Annotated in this window: 21 protein-coding genes and 1 pseudogene; 6 read left to right on the top strand and 16 right to left on the bottom strand. The window is 31.8% G+C overall.

Annotation, left to right across the window (positions count from 1 at the left end):
- Positions 1 to 201 precede the first annotated feature (201 nt).
- From NST10_RS11425 to NST10_RS11405, 5 genes and pseudogenes are all read right to left on the bottom strand, one after another.
- The gene (locus NST10_RS11425) at positions 202 to 468 is read right to left on the bottom strand and encodes a Txe/YoeB family addiction module toxin (protein ID WP_000251928.1); all 267 of its coding nucleotides are present in this window, start codon (positions 466 to 468) and stop codon (positions 202 to 204) included.
- Entirely contained in the window at positions 468 to 719 is a 252-nt protein-coding gene (locus tag NST10_RS11420) for a type II toxin-antitoxin system Phd/YefM family antitoxin (protein WP_000584497.1), read from the bottom strand. The genes NST10_RS11425 and NST10_RS11420 overlap by 1 nt, the downstream gene beginning before the upstream one ends.
- A 163-nt stretch (positions 720 to 882) precedes the next feature.
- A pseudogene (locus NST10_RS11415) lies at positions 883 to 983 on the bottom strand (hypothetical protein).
- Between the two features lie 6 nt (positions 984 to 989).
- A complete protein-coding gene (locus tag NST10_RS11410; RefSeq protein ID WP_000162804.1) occupies positions 990 to 1,589 on the bottom strand; it encodes a DsbA family protein in 600 nt (199 codons plus the stop codon).
- Positions 1,590 to 1,607: 18 nt separating this feature from the next.
- Complete coding sequence (locus NST10_RS11405; RefSeq protein WP_000819843.1) at positions 1,608 to 1,970, bottom strand: DUF4467 domain-containing protein; 363 nt, start codon at positions 1,968 to 1,970, stop codon at positions 1,608 to 1,610.
- A 254-nt stretch (positions 1,971 to 2,224) separates the two neighbouring features.
- Here NST10_RS11405 and fmhA point away from each other — a divergent pair, with 254 nt between their 5' ends.
- A complete protein-coding gene (fmhA, locus tag NST10_RS11400) occupies positions 2,225 to 3,475 on the top strand; it encodes a FemA/FemB family glycyltransferase FmhA (RefSeq protein ID WP_001012237.1) in 1,251 nt (416 codons plus the stop codon).
- 96 nt (positions 3,476 to 3,571) lie between these two features.
- On the opposite strand, the gene NST10_RS11395 is transcribed toward fmhA, so the two are convergent.
- From NST10_RS11395 to mdeA, 4 genes are all read right to left on the bottom strand, one after another.
- Positions 3,572 to 4,303 (bottom strand): amino acid ABC transporter ATP-binding protein, encoded by a 732-nt coding sequence (locus NST10_RS11395; protein ID WP_000615467.1) that lies wholly within the window; start codon positions 4,301 to 4,303, stop codon positions 3,572 to 3,574.
- A complete protein-coding gene (locus NST10_RS11390; RefSeq protein WP_283584958.1) occupies positions 4,300 to 5,019 on the bottom strand; it encodes an amino acid ABC transporter permease in 720 nt (239 codons plus the stop codon). Before NST10_RS11390 ends, NST10_RS11395 begins: the two co-directional genes overlap by 4 nt.
- Positions 5,000 to 5,779: a transporter substrate-binding domain-containing protein gene (locus NST10_RS11385; RefSeq protein ID WP_000825937.1), complete on the bottom strand. Its 780-nt coding sequence runs from the start codon at positions 5,777 to 5,779 to the stop codon at positions 5,000 to 5,002. Before NST10_RS11385 ends, NST10_RS11390 begins: the two co-directional genes overlap by 20 nt.
- Positions 5,780 to 5,899: 120 nt before the next feature.
- Positions 5,900 to 7,339: a multidrug efflux MFS transporter MdeA gene (mdeA, locus tag NST10_RS11380; protein WP_000038955.1), complete on the bottom strand. Its 1,440-nt coding sequence runs from the start codon at positions 7,337 to 7,339 to the stop codon at positions 5,900 to 5,902.
- A 173-nt stretch (positions 7,340 to 7,512) separates the two neighbouring features.
- On the opposite strand from mdeA, the gene NST10_RS11375 reads away from it, so the two are divergent.
- Positions 7,513 to 7,617, top strand: coding sequence for a putative metal homeostasis protein (locus NST10_RS11375; RefSeq protein WP_000762708.1), 105 nt, complete (start codon positions 7,513 to 7,515; stop codon positions 7,615 to 7,617).
- Between the two features lie 152 nt (positions 7,618 to 7,769).
- Here the strand turns inward: NST10_RS11375 and NST10_RS11370 are convergent, their stop codons facing one another.
- From NST10_RS11370 to NST10_RS11360, 3 genes are all read right to left on the bottom strand, one after another.
- The gene (locus NST10_RS11370) at positions 7,770 to 8,456 is read right to left on the bottom strand and encodes a 2,3-diphosphoglycerate-dependent phosphoglycerate mutase (protein ID WP_001125210.1); all 687 of its coding nucleotides are present in this window, start codon (positions 8,454 to 8,456) and stop codon (positions 7,770 to 7,772) included.
- Positions 8,457 to 8,782: 326 nt separating this feature from the next.
- Positions 8,783 to 9,649: a cation diffusion facilitator family transporter gene (locus tag NST10_RS11365; RefSeq protein WP_000019127.1), complete on the bottom strand. Its 867-nt coding sequence runs from the start codon at positions 9,647 to 9,649 to the stop codon at positions 8,783 to 8,785.
- Positions 9,650 to 10,147: 498 nt separating this feature from the next.
- Entirely contained in the window at positions 10,148 to 10,252 is a 105-nt protein-coding gene (locus tag NST10_RS11360) for a hypothetical protein (RefSeq protein WP_001791249.1), read from the bottom strand.
- Positions 10,253 to 10,346: 94 nt separating this feature from the next.
- Between NST10_RS11360 and sbi the strand changes: the two genes are divergently transcribed.
- The 4 genes from sbi to hlgB all read left to right on the top strand — a co-directional run bounded on the left by sbi (position 10,347) and on the right by hlgB (position 15,601).
- The gene (gene sbi / locus NST10_RS11355; protein ID WP_000792567.1) at positions 10,347 to 11,660 is read left to right on the top strand and encodes an immunoglobulin-binding protein Sbi; all 1,314 of its coding nucleotides are present in this window, start codon (positions 10,347 to 10,349) and stop codon (positions 11,658 to 11,660) included.
- A gap of 535 nt (positions 11,661 to 12,195) precedes the next feature.
- Positions 12,196 to 13,125 carry a bi-component gamma-hemolysin HlgAB subunit A gene (gene hlgA, locus NST10_RS11350; protein ID WP_000594516.1) on the top strand — a complete coding sequence of 310 codons (930 nt, stop codon included), beginning with the start codon at positions 12,196 to 12,198 and terminating at the stop codon, positions 13,123 to 13,125.
- Between the two features lie 549 nt (positions 13,126 to 13,674).
- Positions 13,675 to 14,622 (top strand): bi-component gamma-hemolysin HlgCB subunit C, encoded by a 948-nt coding sequence (gene hlgC, locus NST10_RS11345; protein WP_000916697.1) that lies wholly within the window; start codon positions 13,675 to 13,677, stop codon positions 14,620 to 14,622.
- 1 nt (position 14,623) lies between these two features.
- Entirely contained in the window at positions 14,624 to 15,601 is a 978-nt protein-coding gene (gene hlgB, locus NST10_RS11340; protein ID WP_001056917.1) for a bi-component gamma-hemolysin HlgAB/HlgCB subunit B, read from the top strand.
- A gap of 51 nt (positions 15,602 to 15,652) precedes the next feature.
- Here hlgB and NST10_RS11335 read toward each other — a convergent pair whose 3' ends face one another.
- From NST10_RS11335 to bioB, 4 genes are read right to left on the bottom strand one after another with little or no spacing between them, the layout of a single operon-like run.
- A complete protein-coding gene (locus NST10_RS11335; RefSeq protein ID WP_000200947.1) occupies positions 15,653 to 16,120 on the bottom strand; it encodes a QueT transporter family protein in 468 nt (155 codons plus the stop codon).
- Between the two features lie 10 nt (positions 16,121 to 16,130).
- Complete coding sequence (locus tag NST10_RS11330; RefSeq protein ID WP_000286868.1) at positions 16,131 to 16,823, bottom strand: 6-carboxyhexanoate--CoA ligase; 693 nt, start codon at positions 16,821 to 16,823, stop codon at positions 16,131 to 16,133.
- Positions 16,824 to 16,833: 10 nt separating this feature from the next.
- Entirely contained in the window at positions 16,834 to 17,949 is a 1,116-nt protein-coding gene (locus tag NST10_RS11325) for a pyridoxal phosphate-dependent aminotransferase family protein (RefSeq protein WP_000971554.1), read from the bottom strand.
- Entirely contained in the window at positions 17,927 to 18,934 is a 1,008-nt protein-coding gene (bioB, locus tag NST10_RS11320; protein WP_001046650.1) for a biotin synthase BioB, read from the bottom strand. The genes NST10_RS11325 and bioB overlap by 23 nt, the downstream gene beginning before the upstream one ends.

Genomic DNA, 18,934 nt, shown 5'->3' with positions numbered 1-18,934 from the left:
TCGAATCATACTTTAGGTATTTACCACTTTTCGTTTTATCTAATACATGACTATTGTACAAATATGATACAGAAAACTTTATAGTATTTACGAACGTCGTAATATAAGAAAAAAGACAATCTCTATCATATTGCTAATAGAAATTGCCTTTCATATTGTCCTAAAATAACTTACCCTATTTTTATAGTGTGACTTTTAGATTTAATAATGGTATTTACATGATGCTATTTTTATATGATTGTCATCTACTGTATAAACCAATCTATGTTCGTGATTGATACGTCTACTATAATACCCAGTCAGATTCGATTTTAACTTTTCAGGCTTACCTATACCTTTCAACGCACCATTTCTGTCAATACTTTTAATTAACTCATTAATCTTCTTCACCATTTTTTTATCGTTCTGCTGAAAATACTTATAATCTTCAAAGGCTTGAGGCGAAAACGTAATATTTAACCTAACCATTATACATCTATATCTTTCGTTACAGTTTTCCCACGTTCTAGATCTGCAATTGATTGAGCTAAGTGTTCAGCATTATTTGGATTCTGTTGGAGGTAAAGTGTTTCCATCATGGAGTTATAATCTGATTCTGACATGATTACTACGTTTTTATCATCAGTAGATGTTACAGTTACTATATCACTATCATCATTTACTTTTGTCATAAGTGCCTTTAAATTCTGTCGAGCGTATGAATAATTTTTAATAATCATATTTATCGCCTCCTTTTAACACACCCCAATTGTACAAATATTTGTACAATAAAACAAGAGACACAGAAAAAACCACTAATCAAGATTTTGCACGGGGAAGAATCAATACCTATCCTGTACTGATTCCCTACTAAACAATGTTTACATGATAATTTCCACCTATTTAGACTTCATACATTAAAAAGACAATCTCTATCATATTGCTAATAGAAATTGCCTTTCATATTGTCCTAATAAATTGGTATCACTTACTTATCTCAACAATTAAGACTATTTGATTTTATCTTTTAATAATTTTTCATAACTTTCATAATCATATGGATCTTCAACTTTCTCGCCATTAATAAATGCAGTTGGTGTCGTTTTTATATGATTATCTTTAGCTATTTTTTTATCTTTCTCTGCAGCTTTCCAAGACTTGCTATCTTTTGTCTTGTAATCTTTTATAATTTTATTTTCCGTCTCTTTATCTAAATGCAGTTGTTTAATATGTTTATCTAATAGTTCTTTTGTTAACCATTCTTTATTTTCATCTTGCTGGGCAGCAAATAATTGCTTTTGAAAATCTAAAAATGATTTAGGTGCATACATCAATACTGCATGACTCGCACGTGAACCAACAATTGAGTCTTTACCTAAGAAAGCTAAATTGACAAATTGGTATTCCACTTTGTGATTATCTATATAATTTTTACGAAACTTTGGCATGACTTTTTCATCTAATTCTTTACAATAAGGACATTTATAGTCGCCATATATGACAACTAATGGTTTGCCGTTTTTCGAAGATGTCGTTGCTGATTCTTTTTTACCGCAAGCTGTTAAAATTAACATGCTCACTATAAATAATGTTAGTAATTTTTTAGTCATAATAACTCCTGTTCATATCTAGTTCGTCATATTTTCTTCATGATAATCCGCATCATGTTGTTGATAATATCGTCTCGAATCAAAATCTTGCTTATATGATACACGTTTATCACTAAAATCATATGCATAATAATGCACTTCATCATCATTACTCAAAGGTTTATAAGCTAAAATGATAATTTTATCCTTATCATAGACATAAATATTAGCATCTTTGCGTTCAAAATGATCAACACGATCACCGTTGCCTTTTTTGGCAAGTTGTTCTTGTTTTTGATTTTGAATTTTAACTGCTTCATCTATTTCTTTCACATATTTATCATTACCACATCCTGATATAAAGACTAGTAATAATAATACCGTCGCCACAAATCGCTTCAATGCTCCCACTCCTACTATCAACTTCCAACTAACTTTCAATATAATTAATACTATACACCGTCAAACATCAATGCGCTACAACTACTACCAATACATTTAATATAAATATCCAAAGAAATAACAGTTATGTATAGTCAAAGAAAAATATATTTCATTTTCTATGTGTATTTGCAATCAGTTTTTGATAAAATAAAAAAATAGCATTATATATAAATTCAAAAATTACAGTTCAATTCAGAGAGGGATGGGATAAAATGAACTTTGTAACGTTGACTTCGGATGAGTTCAATGCGTTTACAACAAAGCATTTTTCACATTACACACAATCAGCTATTCATTACAATCATAGAGTTGATTTAAAAGGCGATGTGCATCTTGTAGGGGTTAAAGATGACAATGGTCAAGTGATTGCAGGATGCTTATTGACAGAAGCACGCACACTTAAATTTTTCAAATATTTTTATACTCATCGCGGGCCAGTGATGGATTATACAAATCAATCATTAGTAGCATTTTTCTTTAAAGCATTAACGTCATATTTAAAGAAACAAAATTGTTTATATGTCCTTGTAGATCCATATTTAATTGAAAATTTACGCAATGCAGACGGTGAAATTGTTAAGTCTTATGACAACCGAGCATTTGTTAGAACAATGGACACATTAGGCTATAAGCATCAAGGCTTTCCAGTCGGTTATGATTCAATGAGTCAAATCCGTTGGTTATCTGTATTAGATTTAAAGGATAAAACAGAAGACCAGTTATTAAAAGAAATGGATTATCAAACGAGACGTAATATTAAAAAAACATATGATATTGGTGTCAAAACTAAAACGTTAACGATTGATGAAACGCAAACCTTTTTCGACTTATTCCATATGGCCGAAGAAAAGCATGGTTTCAAATTCCGTGAGTTACCATACTTTGAAGAAATGCAAAAGTTATACGATGACCACGCCATGTTAAAGTTGGCGTATATTGATTTAAACGAGTATTTAAAAACGTTACAATTAAAGCAACAACAATTAACAGCTGAACTCTCAGGTGTTGAAGAGGCATTGGAAGAAAGTCCTAATTCAAAGAAAAATAAAACGAAACGCACACAGCTAGAACAACAGCTGAATAGCAATAAGCGTAAAATCGATAATACAATAGAACAAATTGAACAAGATGGTGCAGTGTTAAACTTAGCTTCTGCTTTGTTTATCTACAATGAACATGAAGTTTATTACTTATCTAGTGGTTCAAATCCTAAATATAATGCTTATATGGGTGCCTACCATTTGCAGTGGGAAATGATTAAGTTTGCTAAAGCGCATCATATTGATCGCTATAATTTTTATGGCATTACTGGTGATTTTTCAGAGTCAGCAGAAGACTATGGCGTACAACAATTCAAAAAAGGATTTAACGCACACGTAGAAGAATATATTGGTGATTTTATTAAACCAATCAAACCTATACTTTACAAATTACAAACATACTTAAAACATAAACGCCGTTAACAGTTTATGCTGTAACATCTAGAATATAACAAAGAACCACGCATCATGTATATGGCATCATCGCCATATTAAAACATGATACGTGGTTCTATTTGTTTATTCTTCATTAATAACATTTAAAAAGCGTTTTAGTTCTTCAGTTTTTGGATTGTTAAAAATCTCTTCAGGTGCCCCTTGTTCTCCAATTACACCTTCATGAATGAATACAATGTTATTAGATACTTCTCTAGCAAAACGCATTTCATGTGTCACAATGACCATTGTCATGCCCTCATTCGCTAAATCTTTAATCACCTTTAACACATCATTCACGAGTTCAGGATCAAGCGCTGATGTTGGTTCATCAAACAACATCACTTTAGGATTCATAGCTAATGCTCTCGCAATGGCAACACGTTGCTGTTGACCACCTGATAATGCATGAGGTCGTTGATCTTTGACATGTGTCAAACCAACTTTCTCAAGTAATTCTAGAGATTTCTCACGAGCTTCAGCCTTTTTCAACTTTTTAACTGTAATAAGACCTTCCATTACATTTTCTAATGCCGTCTTATGCGGAAAAAGATTATAGCTTTGAAATACCATACCAGATTGTTTACGAACTTCTATTTGTGATTTTTTATCTTTAGATGTATATGTTTTGCCGTTAACAAATACTGTACCTTCAGTTGGAATTTCTAACGCATTAATCATTCGTAACAACGTTGTTTTACCTGACCCAGATCGGCCAATTAAGGTTACAACCTCACCTTTGCCAACAGATAAATCAATACCTTTGATGACTTCAACATCATTAAATGATTTATGGATATTGTTCAATTGAATCATGAGCGATACCCTCTTTCAATATAAGATTCGTAGATACCTTGGATTATTGAAATAATAAAGCATACCACCCAGTACATTAGCGCAACTAACACATAAATTGTTAAATATTCATATGTTGTAGACGCAACTTCTTGAGCTTTTCTAAACATTTCTGCTACTAAAATAAATCCTAGTAATGATGTATCTTTGATTAAACTTAAAAATGTATTACCTAGTGCAGGTATAGATACTCGAATTGCCTGCGGTAAGATGATGCGTTGTATCGTTTGATGATATGTCATACCAATAGAATATGCAGCTTCCGTTTGTCCTTTTGGTATAGAAATAATACCGCCGCGAATAATTTCTGAAGCATACGCACCTACATTTAATGACAAGCCAATAATGGCAGCGACCACAGGCGCCAATGTCCATTGATTATCTGCATCATTGGTTAATAATCTACCTAATTCTGGAATACCATAAAAGATGATAAATAATTGTACTATCATAGGTGTCCCACGAATAATAGATACATAGACACGTGCAATACTTCTTAAAACTTTACTCGTTGAAATGCGCATCAATGCTGTAAATAATGCAATGATTAACCCTAATACAAATGTTACGAGGGTAATCGGAATTGAATATTTCACCAAACCTTCGAGCATAGGCCCAAAAGCTTGTTTTGCAGCATCAAGTGCATGTAGTTGTTCACTATTTAGATTTAGAAACATCTTGACCAAACCATTTCTTACCTATTTTAGCTAATTCACCGTTTTCCTCGATTTTTTTCAAGCCATCATTGAATTTTTGAACTGTTTCGTCATCCACTTTTTTAGAAAATGCAAATGCAGATTTACTTTGTTCAGCGTTACCTTTGATTGCCTTGATCTTAGCATTAGGTTTTTGTTTTTTATAATCTAAGTATGACAGACTGTCATTAAATGTACCATCAACACGCTTAGACAATAATAAATCCATTGATTGGTTAAAGCCATCAACTTTTGTAATATCAGCACCTTTATCCTTAGCTAATTTACCATAATTAGATGTGAATGTTTGTGCTAACTTCTTACCTTTAACATCATTAAAATCTTTAATATCTTTTTCATTTTCACGAATAACTAAAACAGCACTTGAGAATGTGTAAGGCTTAGAAAATTTATATTTCTTTTCTCTATCAGGATTAATACCCACTTGGTTCGCGATTACATCAAAACGCCCTGCGTCTAAACCTGCAAACATAGAGTCCCAAGAAGTTTCGTTAAATTTAAGCTTTAATCCTTCTGCTTTAGCCACTGCTTTAATAACATCGATATCATAACCAGTTAATTTGCCATCTTTATCATGGAAACTAAATGGTGCATAAGTACCCTCAGTACCAACATTAATTGTCTTACTATCTTTACTAGCTTCCTTGTCTTTAGACGAATTGTTCCCACATGCAGCTAATATGAAAACGAAAGCTATCACCACAAATAAAAGTCTTTTCATAGAATATATCTCCTTATTCTTATTATTCTAATCGGAATAAAAATATTTTAATCTGAATCGCCAGATAAGTCAATATGTTGAACATTTGCTAAAAAGCGTTATATAGCTAGCAACTTATATTTATTGATGTGAATCAACTTCTTTTTTCTTTCCTTGTAACATAAATGAACAAAAGAAACTAATCACTGTAATCAATAGCGCAAATAAAAATCCAGCGTGATAACCATGTAACATCGTATCAATTTTAATTTGATTCATCATCTCAATTTTGTTCATGCCATTATAGTCTGACATAGTTGGAGAAAAGTTTTTACTTGCATGAGATAAAATAGTAATTAATGCAGCTGTTCCGATAGAACCAGCAATTTGTTGTACTGTGTTTGTCATAGATGAACCGTGTGCATTCATTTCTGGCTTTAATTGATTCATCGTATGTGTCATTACTGGAATTAATCCTAACGCGATACCAACCATTCGAATCGCATAAACTGTTGCCAACATGATTGTTGATGTTTGTTCATCCATTACAACAAAATAAGCCGTAGTAATAACAACAATCGCCATACCTACTAAAGCAAGCTTTCTAGGACCAAACTTTTCATATAAAGCACCCGAAGTCATCGACATAAATGCCATAACAATTGCTCCTGGTAATAAAGTTAACCCAGAATCTAAAGCTGAACGATGCAATAAATTTTGCACAAAGATAGGTAAAATCGTTTCCGAACCAATCATCGATACCATTGTGACACCCATAATAATGATACCAACTGTAAATTGTTTATTTTTAAATACTGCAAAATTTAATAAAGGTGTTGATAGCCGATATTGACGTAATACAAATAATGCGACTAAAACAATACCACCAATCATAGATACTAATACGATAGGATTATCAAATCCTTTTTCTGAAATTGAACTCGTTCCATACAATAACCCGCCGAAACCTAGTACAGAAAAAATGACAGAAATAAAATCAATAGGTACTTTAATTGTAGTTCCAACATTTTTTATCGTTTTAAATCCAATTAAAAATGTCACAGCTGCAATTGGAGCGACAACATGGAAAAGCGATCTCCAGTTAAAATATTCAACAAGATAACCTGAAAGTGTAGGTCCAATAGCTGGTGCTAAACCAATTACCAAACCAAATATCCCCATATATTTACCGCGTTCATGCGGTTGGAAAACATCCAAAATCGTTGTCATCATCAATGGCATCATAATACCTGCACCTAACGCCTGAATAATTCTAGCAACTAATAATGTTGCAAAGTGCGGACTCAAACCGCCGAGTAATGTACCTAAGAAAAAGATAGAAATACCCACTAAAAACACTTGTCTTGTTGTATAACGTTGTATAACAAGTGCGGACAAAGGAATAACAATCCCATTAGTCAATAAAAAAGCCGTTGTCAGCCATTGAACTTGTGTATATGAAATTTCAAAATCTTTCATAATACTTGGTAAAGCCGTCACTAATAGTGTTTCATTTAATAATCCAAAAAATCCACCCATCAGCATAGTAATAATCATCGTTAATTTTTGTTTCTTCGACATTTAAAGCTTCCCCCTCACCATCTAAAAAACGACACACATTTTTAGATATCCGGTAATTATACCCATTTTCAAAAAAAATAGCACGACTTTATTACAATTTCTTTAAAACGTAATCATTACTATTTACATATGAGTAGTTATCGGTCATAATATATTTACAAGGAGGGATAGAGATGAAATTAGATTTACAGACTGCTCGTCGTAATTTAAATAGCCCTAACATTAAAACAAGAAAGCGTGCTTTAAAGATTATTAAGCAACACAAAAGAGCGAAATAATTGTTTTAATTTGACTATATTGTATGTCTAACTATATTTTCGAGTATCCCTAGCTCGTTAATATAAACTCTATACTTAACTATTTCCTTACATTACTTCACATATTTAAGAGCTGCATATACACTCACTCCTTGTGTACATGCAGCTCTTTTTTATAAGTAGTATTTATCTATAACTTCTAAATCATCCGTTAATTCATAAACAAGCGGTGCACCTGTTTTAATTTCATAATTAATGATATCTTCATCTGACACATCTTCAAGATATTTAATCAATGCGCGAATTGAATTTCCGTGTGCAGAAACTAATACCGTTTGACCATCTAGCAAATATTGTGAAATATGATCTGTCCAAAATGGTATCACTCGAACTAAAGTATCTTTCAGACTTTCGGAATAAGGCATCATACGTTTATCTAAATGATTATATCGACGATCAGCTAAGTAAGCTTCACGTTGTTCTTCGGTTTCAGCAGGTGGTTTCACATCATAAGAACGACGCCAAATATGTACTTGTTCCTCTCCAAATTCTTTTCTAGCATCATCTTTATTTAAGCCTTGCAATCCACCATAGTGACGCTCATTTAAACGCCAGCTTTTATATACAGGAATCCATTGTTGTTTAGATTCAGTTAAAATATAATGCGTTGTATCTAAAGCACGTGTTAATAACGATGTAAAAGCTACATCGATGTCAATGTTATTTTCTCTTACTTTTTCACCTGCTCTAGTCGCTTCATTAATACCTTGTTCAGATAAATTAACATCTTCCCATCCAGTAAATAAGTTTTTAGCATTCCACTCGCTTTGTCCATGACGACATAAAATTAATTTTGGCATAACTTATAACCTCTTTCCTTTAATCTTTAGGACGTTATTTCAGGGATATTTTAAGATGATTTAATCTTAGCAATTTTCTTTTCAATATGTTTTAAAATTCAATGATTAAATCAATTATCACTAGACATTAAATACATAAATCCTATTCCCCATTTTCATTTTTTAATTCATAAATGAATCAATAACCACCTAATAACAAATCATATTATACACCTTTGTCCGTCATTTTTCTAAGGTTTAAAAAATATTTTTAGGTGCTCCTAAAAATAAATGTAATAAAAACGCCTCCTCAGATATTTATATATCTATGAAGACGTTTAAATACATTATAGATGGTCTGGTTCTGGGTGAACGTATACTGAGGAAATACCTTTTTTGTGCAAATGATGTTCGACATTATCACAAATTTGATGCGCTTCTACTAAGGAAAGGTTAGCATCTACAACAATTGTGACATCAATAAACACACTACTTCCATGGTAACGCCCTTTAATACTTTTAACTTCTTGTACTTCATCAACTTCTAAAATATCATTGCGATACGCTTCTAATTCAGTTTCATTGAAACCATCACTCAACATAAAAATTGCTTCTTTAAAAATACCAAAACCAGTATAAACGATTAGTAAGCCTAGCAATGTTGCTAAAATAATATCGACAATTGGGAAACCGATTTGCGTAAAAATTAATCCTATCGCCGTTCCAATGCTGACTAAACTATCTGATAAATTATCTTTGGCAGCAGAATTTAAAGAACTACTTTTCGTTCTTTTCGCTAGTCTTTGATTGACTGCAAATACAATCAACATTACAAGACCACTGATTAAGCTGACGATAATTGTTATTGCGTTAGGTACAACGTCATCTTCTTTGAACAAACGAGGTGCATTTTGAATAACTACTTGGATACCTACAAACATAATGACAAATGACACCAATAATGAAGAAATATTTTCAGACTTCAAATGGCCGTAAGGATGATTTCGATCGGCAGGTTTAATTGAAATTTTCAATCCAATAATAACAGCTAAAGAAACGATAATATCTGTCATATTGTTTAATGCGTCAGCTCTTACAGCTGCAGAGTTAAAGACAAAACCCGTGACATACTTAACAATAGATAAGATTATATATACAATCAAACTCAAATAAGCACCGCGTTGCGCCAATTTAAGATTTTCATTATGAGACATGCGTTGAACCACCTTGAATTAGTATAGTAACAATATTATGAATGATTTATTTTAAATTTACAACGTTTTTAATTTTTATAAATTTTTATAAAATTAAACTAATTTATTCATTCGCAACCCCTAAAAATATTTTTTAGCCTTTCTGCGAATTTTATGAGCTAGAAAGGCTTATGCATTAGTAGCGAAGCTATCTAATGCGTTCCTTTATTTTCTGCGGATTTTATGAGCTAGAAAGGCTTATGCAGTTGACTTTTTACGTCCAACTGCGTTCCTCCGTCTTCTTCAAATTTATTTGTTAGAAAGGCGCCCAACTCTCCCTGTTTGTTAACTTTCGTCTCGAAAGTTTCTATGTTGGGACCCTATGCATGAGTTGCGAAGCTATCTAATGTCTTGACCTAATTATATAGAAGAAAAAGTGCATCAGTGACAAATCAAATGAGATTTCTACTCTACCAAACTCTCTTCGAAAGACAATTTTCTCCTCTATTTATTAGCAAACTATTGCATTTCTCCATATAGTACTTTCTTACTTAAAATACGCTGAATGTTCTGAATTAAACGCTTTTTTACATAGTTAACACTAGTTAATCTATTAGTTAACATTAGTTAATAATTAGTTAATTTCCATTTGTATTCTCATGTGATAAATTCTAAAAGCATACAATAAATTTAATATGTAAAAAGAAAGGGAATACACATGAAAAATAAATATATCTCGAAGTTGCTAGTTGGGGCAGCAACAATTACTTTAGCTACAATGATTTCAAATGGGGAAGCAAAAGCGAGTGAAAACACGCAACAAACTTCAACTAAGCACCAAACAACTCAAAACAACTACGTAACAGATCAACAAAAAGCTTTTTATCAAGTATTACATCTAAAAGGTATCACAGAAGAACAACGTAACCAATACATCAAAACATTACGCGAACACCCAGAACGTGCACAAGAAGTATTCTCTGAATCACTTAAAGACAGCAAGAACCCAGACCGACGTGTTGCACAACAAAACGCTTTTTACAATGTTCTTAAAAATGATAACTTAACTGAACAAGAAAAAAATAATTACATTGCACAAATTAAAGAAAACCCTGATAGAAGCCAACAAGTTTGGGTAGAATCAGTACAATCTTCTAAAGCTAAAGAACGTCAAAATATTGAAAATGCGGATAAAGCAATTAAAGATTTCCAAGATAACAAAGCACCACACGATAAATCAGCAGCATATGAAGCTAACTCAAAATTACCTAAAGATTTACGTGATAAAAATAACCGCTTTGTAGAAAAAGTTTCAATTGAAAAAGCAATCGTTCGTCATGATGAGCGTGTGAAATCAGCAAATGATGCAATCTCAAAATTAAATGAAAAAGATTCAATTGAAAACAGACGTTTAGCACAACGTGAAGTTAATAAAGCACCTATGGATGTACAAAAGCATTTACAGAAACAATTAGACGCATTAGTAGCTCAAAAAGATGCTGAAAAGAAAGTGGCGCCAAAAGTTGAGGCTCCTCAAATTCAATCACCACAAATTGAAAAACCTAAAGCAGAATCACCAAAAGTTGAAGTCCCTCAAATTCAATCACCAAAAGTTGAGGTTCCTCAATCTAAATTATTAGGTTACTACCAATCATTAAAAGATTCATTTAACTATGGTTACAAGTATTTAACAGATACTTATAAAAGCTATAAAGAAAAATATGATACAGCAAAGTACTACTATAATAAATATTACCAATATAAAGGTTTGATTGATAAAACAGTTTTAACAACTATCGGTAGTGGCTATGGTTCATACATTAAACCTCTTGAAGTAAGCAAAGAAAGCGGGAACTTAGCTAAATCATATGCACAAGTAAGAAACTATGTAACTGAGTCAATCAACACTGGTAAAGTGTTATACGCATTCTACCAAAAACCAGAATTAGTAAAAACAGCTATTAAAGCTCAAGAAACAGCAACAACTTTCAAAAACGCTTTAACAGGCATATTCAAATCATTCTGGAAATAATCAATCAAAAATATCTTCTCTAGTTTTACATCATTATTTAAATAATTTTCGTAAAAAACCGTGATTAAAAAGAACCGTTGATTCTCAATCGAATCTGCGGTTCTTTTTTCATTTTCCATCAATTAAATGTTTCTTCGCTATTTGTCAGCTCACTTTTTTACCTGCAACTTGTTAAATAATCCTTACATCGTTAACGAATAGTTCATCATTTAGTTGAATCAGCTCAACTTTATTAACTTCAAATTTTCACAAACTATTGCACAATCCATTCCTCTACCACTTCAAGCACCTTAATTAAACATTAATTCAATAGAATAAGACTTGCAAAACATAGTTATGTAGCTATATAAACGCCTGCGACCAATAAATCTTTTAAACATAACATAATGCTAAAACATCATTTAACAATGCTAAAAATGTCTCTTCAATACATGTTGATAGTAATTAACTTTTAACGAATAGTTAATTCGAAAACGCTTACAAATAGATTATTATATATATGAACTTAAAATTAAATAGAAAGAAAGTGATTTCTATGATTAAAAATAAAATATTAACAGCAACTTTAGCAGTTGGTTTAATCGCCCCTTTAGCCAATCCATTTATAGAAATTTCTAAAGCAGAAAATAAGATAGAAGATATCGGCCAAGGTGCAGAAATCATCAAAAGAACACAAGACATTACTAGCAAACGATTAGCTATAACTCAAAACATTCAATTTGATTTTGTAAAAGATAAAAAATATAACAAAGATGCCCTAGTTGTTAAGATGCAAGGCTTCATCAGCTCTAGAACAACATATTCAGACTTAAAAAAATATCCATATATTAAAAGAATGATATGGCCATTTCAATATAATATCAGTTTGAAAACGAAAGACTCTAATGTTGATTTAATCAATTATCTTCCTAAAAATAAAATTGATTCAGCAGATGTTAGTCAGAAATTAGGCTATAATATCGGCGGAAACTTCCAATCAGCGCCATCAATCGGAGGCAGTGGCTCATTCAACTACTCTAAAACAATTAGTTATAATCAAAAAAACTATGTTACTGAAGTAGAAAGTCAGAACTCTAAAGGTGTTAAATGGGGAGTGAAAGCAAATTCATTCGTTACACCGAATGGTCAAGTATCTGCATATGATCAATACTTATTTGCACAAGACCCAACTGGTCCAGCAGCAAGAGACTATTTCGTCCCAGATAATCAACTACCTCCTTTAATTCAAAGTGGCTTTAATCCATCATTTATTACAACATTGTCACACGAAAAAGGTAAAGGTGATAAAAGCGAGTTTGAAATCACTTACGGCAGAAACATGGATGCTACATATGCATACGTGACAAGACATCGTTTAGCCGTTGATAGAAAACATGATGCTTTTAAAAACCGAAACGTTACAGTTAAATATGAAGTGAACTGGAAAACACATGAAGTAAAAATTAAAAGCATCACACCTAAGTAAACAGTTCAATCATTTTATAAAATCCTGGGACACTTCATACTTGTCTCAGGATTTTTTAACATATTGAATCAGCCTCATAACATTAAATTATTTTATCGTACAACTGATTTTTATAAGAGCAAAGTATCGCATCATAGTAGATACACAAATAATAAAAATGAAACAATTTAACTTGAAAGCTTAAATAAATATTCTCAAGTTAATAAATAATTAACTTTTAGATGGATTCATCAAAAATCGCAAAAAAGAACAATTTGTATTTTACAAACATTAATTAAAAATAAAAGCAAGACATTCGTGCAATCGGTTGCCTTAAAATGTTTACAACTGTCAACAATACCAAGGTTTTATTAACTATATTTCTCACAAAATTAGCTTTTAGCATTCCAAACAAAAAAGGTTAAATTGAACGGAATTATGGCATTTTTAACTTAATTGTAAAAAAAGTTGATAATGGTCAATTGTTAATGAACAGTTAATTATAATAACGTCCAAAATATATTATTATTTAATTAAGTTAAATAAAATTATAGAAAGAAAGTGAAAATTATGCTTAAAAATAAAATATTAGCTACAACTTTATCTGTAAGCTTACTTGCCCCTCTTGCCAATCCGTTATTAGAAAATGCTAAAGCTGCCAATGATACTGAAGACATCGGTAAAGGAAACGATGTAGAAATTATCAAAAGGACAGAAGATAAAACAAGTAATAAATGGGGCGTGACTCAAAATATCCAATTCGACTTTGTGAAGGATAAAAAATATAACAAAGATGCTTTGATCTTAAAGATGCAAGGATTCATTAGCTCTCGAACAACATATTATAACTATAAAAATACAAATCATATTAAATCTATGCGTTGGCCATTCCAATATAATATTGGTTTGAAAACAAATGATAAATATGTTTCTTTAATCAATTATTTACCGAAAAATAAAATTGAATCTACAAACGTAAGTCAGACATTAGGATACAATATTGGTGGTAATTTCCAATCAGCCCCATCACTTGGTGGTAATGGATCATTTAACTATTCTAAATCGATTAGCTATACACAACAAAATTATGTAAGTGAAGTAGAACAACAAAACTCAAAAAGTGTTTTATGGGGCGTCAAAGCGAATTCATTCGCCACTGAATCAGGTCAAAAATCAGCATTTGATAGCGATTTATTTGTAGGCTACAAACCTCATAGTAAAGATCCTAGAGATTATTTCGTTCCAGACAGCGAGTTACCACCTCTTGTACAAAGTGGATTTAACCCTTCATTTATCGCAACAGTATCTCACGAAAAAGGTTCAAGCGACACGAGCGAATTTGAAATCACTTATGGAAGAAATATGGATGTCACTCATGCCATTAAAAGATCAACACATTATGGCAACAGTTATTTAGATGGTCACAGAGTCCATAATGCATTTAAAAATAGAAACTACACTGTGAAATATGAAGTCAATTGGAAGACTCACGAAATCAAAGTGAAAGGACAGAATTGATATGAACATGAATAAATTAGTCAAATCATCCGTTGCTACGTCTATGGCATTATTATTACTTTCTAATACTGCAAATGCTGAAGGCAAAATCACACCAGTTAGCGTCAAAAAAGTAGATGATAAAGTTACTTTATACAAAACTACAGCTACAGCAGATTCAGATAAATTCAAAATTTCACAGATTTTAACATTCAATTTCATCAAAGATAAAAGTTATGATAAAGATACTTTAGTGCTTAAAGCTGCAGGTAATATTAACTCAGGTTATGAAAGACCAAATCCTAAAGACTACGACTTTTCAAAAATATATTGGGGTGCAAAATACAATGTGTCTATCAGTTCACAATCTAATGATTCGGTTAATGTAGTAGACTATGCACCTAAAAATCAAAATGAAGAATTTCAAGTTCAAAACACTTTAGGCTATACATTTGGTGGTGACATCAGTATCTCTAATGGTTTATCTGGCGGACTTAACGGAAACACTGCTTTTTCTGAAACAATTAATTATAAACAAGAAAGTTACAGAACAACATTAAGTCGCAACACAAATTATAAAAATGTCGGTTGGGGTGTAGAAGCACATAAAATTATGAATAATGGTTGGGGACCTTATGGACGAGATAGCTTCCACCCAACATATGGTAATGAACTCTTCTTAGCTGGCAGACAAAGCAGTGCATACGCTGGCCAAAACTTCATAGCGCAACACCAAATGCCATTATTATCTAGAAGTAACTTCAATCCAGAATTTTTAAGCGTACTATCACACAGACAAGATGGCGCTAAAAAATCTAAAATTACAGTAACTTATCAACGTGAAATGGATTTATACCAAATTCGTTGGAATGGCTTCTACTGGGCAGGCGCGAATTATAAAAACTTTAAAACTAGAACATTTAAATCAACATATGAAATTGATTGGGAAAATCACAAAGTGAAATTGTTAGATACAAAAGAAACTGAAAACAATAAATAACTAGTAAAACACGGTCGCCAACAGTAATTGTGACGACCGTGTTTTGATTTATTATCTTAGTAAGACTGCCATTCTTTTTCTCAATATGAGATATAAAGGAATAGCTACAATTAAAGTGAATATTACGCCTGGAATCGCGTTTAATAACACGACCCACACAGGTAAATTTAAAATGACCGATAGTATCAATCTTGATACCAAACTGCCTAATACACTTGCTAAAACTAATGATAGTACATTTATTTTCAATAAATAAACAACTGCAATAGCTATAACTCTAAATATAATAGAAATAATCACATTAATCGGATTAAATACGCCAAATACTAGTAATAATAGGCTAGATAATAATCCACCTAAAAAGTACTTTTTAATTCCAAAGAAAGCTAATATCAATAATGCTGCTGGTGCAGATAATTGAAAATCTAATCCTGGTATAATGGATGGTATTTTCAAAACTGCCAAAATGGTTAAAATCGCAGCAATGACACTAATTTGAGTAATATCTTTTGATGTCATACTAAAACCCCTATACCGTTTCATAAACAACTTGCTTCGGTGTGCTTTCTAAAAATAATATGTAATGATTTAAATCAATACGATCGTCCACAAATATTATTCTGCCTCCATATCTCGTATTAACTGGTTTAATATCAAATAATCGATGGTAACCAATTTTAGCAGAGGCAAAATAACCTGTCGTATACGTTAAGTCATCGGACACGCAAAGTTCTCCTTTGACATACGGATGCGCATTGATACAACTAGCAATTGCTAAGGCATCAGTCACTCTTTCATTAAGATCACCTTTATTATTTATATCTTCAAACGAAAAATGTGTTGCCCTAATCCCCCTATGTCCAAATGAATCTAAACGTTTACCAGATATAGCAGATAGAATAATAGCTCCTGTATAAACCGTTTCATTTTTAATATATGTCATCCCTTGATTTAGCGCTTGTTCAGTGACACCACATTTTTGTGTTAAATGTTGGAGATTCGCTTTATCATCCTCAATAATTTGTAATGCTTTTATTTGTTTAATCGGTTCCATAATTTTTTGTATTTTTATATTGAGAAAATCCGGTTGCCCATTTTCATGAAAAAAACCTTTATTATAAAACCTTTGTACCGTCTGTTCTATTTTGTCAAACTCACAAATCGTTTCAGCACCACTAATATGAATATCTTGATTGCTAGAACGCATTTTTATACTATACATGACGATCACCTCAATCTTCTTGATGCAAAATTTCAAACAACCTATCTATATCTTGTTCAGTATGAAAATACGATAATGATATTCTTAACATTGGCTTAGTCACAGTTGGATACCTTAAATAACTTGTAAACACATGATGCTTTAATAATGTTTGATGAATGTTCTCAGCCGCTTCTATGTCATCAAACTCAATAAACTTAATCGGCGAGTTTGAACTATTATAATTAACATTGAGTGCTTTTAACTTTTGGTTAAAATATTTACTCAAGCTATTTAATTTAGTGCGTCTATCATCAGCATTTATTAACTTTTCAATATTTCTTTTTATAAAATACAAATTATAAATTGGCAAACTACTTGAGTAGATGAGTGGTCTACCGTGATTAATTAACATATCCTTCACATCATTTGAACTTAAAATCACACCCCCGTATGCACCACATGCTTTAGATAAACTAGAAGTGAGTATATCTATGCCTTGATAATTCGAGTAATTCTCTATTCCAAAACTATGTGAAACATCGAGTATCAGTGTTGCGTTATATTTATGCTTTAATGAGACTAATTGACCAATATCCACAACGTCGCCATTCGTTGAAAATACACTATCAGATATGATTATTTTTTGTATATTTTGATTAGGGTATTCCGCTAACCTTTTTTCTAAATCAGCAATATCTAAATGCTTATATATCACTTTTTCTAAACCACTTAGCTTAATACCGTCAATAATACTCGCATGATTTTCTTGATCTGAAAATACGACACAATTTGTATTTTTGAAAATATTAAATAACGCCAAATTAGCATCATAACCACTATTTAAGATAGTACATGCACTATATCCGAGCCAGCCTGCTAACATTGATTCAATCTCTTCATAAACTGTCGAACTTCCACTAATCAATCTTGAACTTGATAAGTGATAACTATACTTCCGCATAAAACTTTCGAAATCATCCTTATCAAACGCTATTTGACCTAATCCTAAATAATCATTAGATGTATAGTTCGTACATCGCTTATTTTCTACTTCAATATACTGTCTATCTATATACCCTACCGATTTAAGCGACCGATATAACCCTTTCTGTTGTAATAAATCAATTTGCTCTTGAAACATCATTCTTGTTTTCCTTATTTTCACAAGTGTCATAATCAATTTCAAAGCCCAAATCATTAATCATATCGTAGTCTAATTGGTTCGGTTGCCCACCAGTAATTAGATAATCACCGACAAATATTGAATTCGCCGCTTTTAATGCTAATGGCTGTAACGAACGTAAGTTGACCTCTCTTCCTCCAGCAATACGAATTTCTTTCGTAGGATTGATTAATCGGAATAATGCTACGATTCTTAAACATTTCATTGGTGTTAAATCATCCATGCTTCCAAACTTTGTACCTTTGATTGGATGCAAAAAATTAATCGGAATACTGTCGGCATCCATTTCTTTCAAAGCAAATGCCATATCAACAATATCTTGATTAGATTCTCCCATACCACAAATCACGCCAGAACATGGTGATATATTATTCGCTTTCATTAGTTCTATCGTATCTGTTCTATCTTTATAACTATGCGTTGTCACGACGTTATCATGGTAATTTTCACTTGTATTAATATTATGGTTATATCTGTCTACACCAGCTGACTTAAGTTTCTTAGCTTGTTCGTCATTCGTTAATCCTAAACATGCACATATTTTCAGTTGCGGGTGTTGAGATTTAATCGTTCTTACAGTGTTACTAATATGATCAACTTCTTTATCGCTCGGTCCTCTACCACTCATAACAATACAATATGTTCCAATATGATTATCATGTGCCACCTTTGCTCCATCAATAATTTGTTCCTCTGGAATTAGAGCATATCGCTGTTTTTGTTTAATTTCTCGTGATTGTCCACAATACCCACAATTCTCAGGACATATACCACTTTTAGCATTTAAAATCATGTTTAATTTTACTTTTTTACCGAAATAATGTTTTCTTAAAATATACGCCTCATTTAATAAATCTAAGGTATCAATATTAGTATCCTCATAAATTTTCAATACAGTCTCTTTTGTTAATTGTTCCCCTTGTAATATGCGTTTAGCCAAATTCAT

Source organism: Staphylococcus sp. FSL W8-0305 (assembly GCF_037966415.1).
Lineage (GTDB): Bacteria > Bacillota > Bacilli > Staphylococcales > Staphylococcaceae > Staphylococcus > Staphylococcus aureus.
This window is presented reverse-complemented; position numbering and strand designations above follow the sequence as displayed.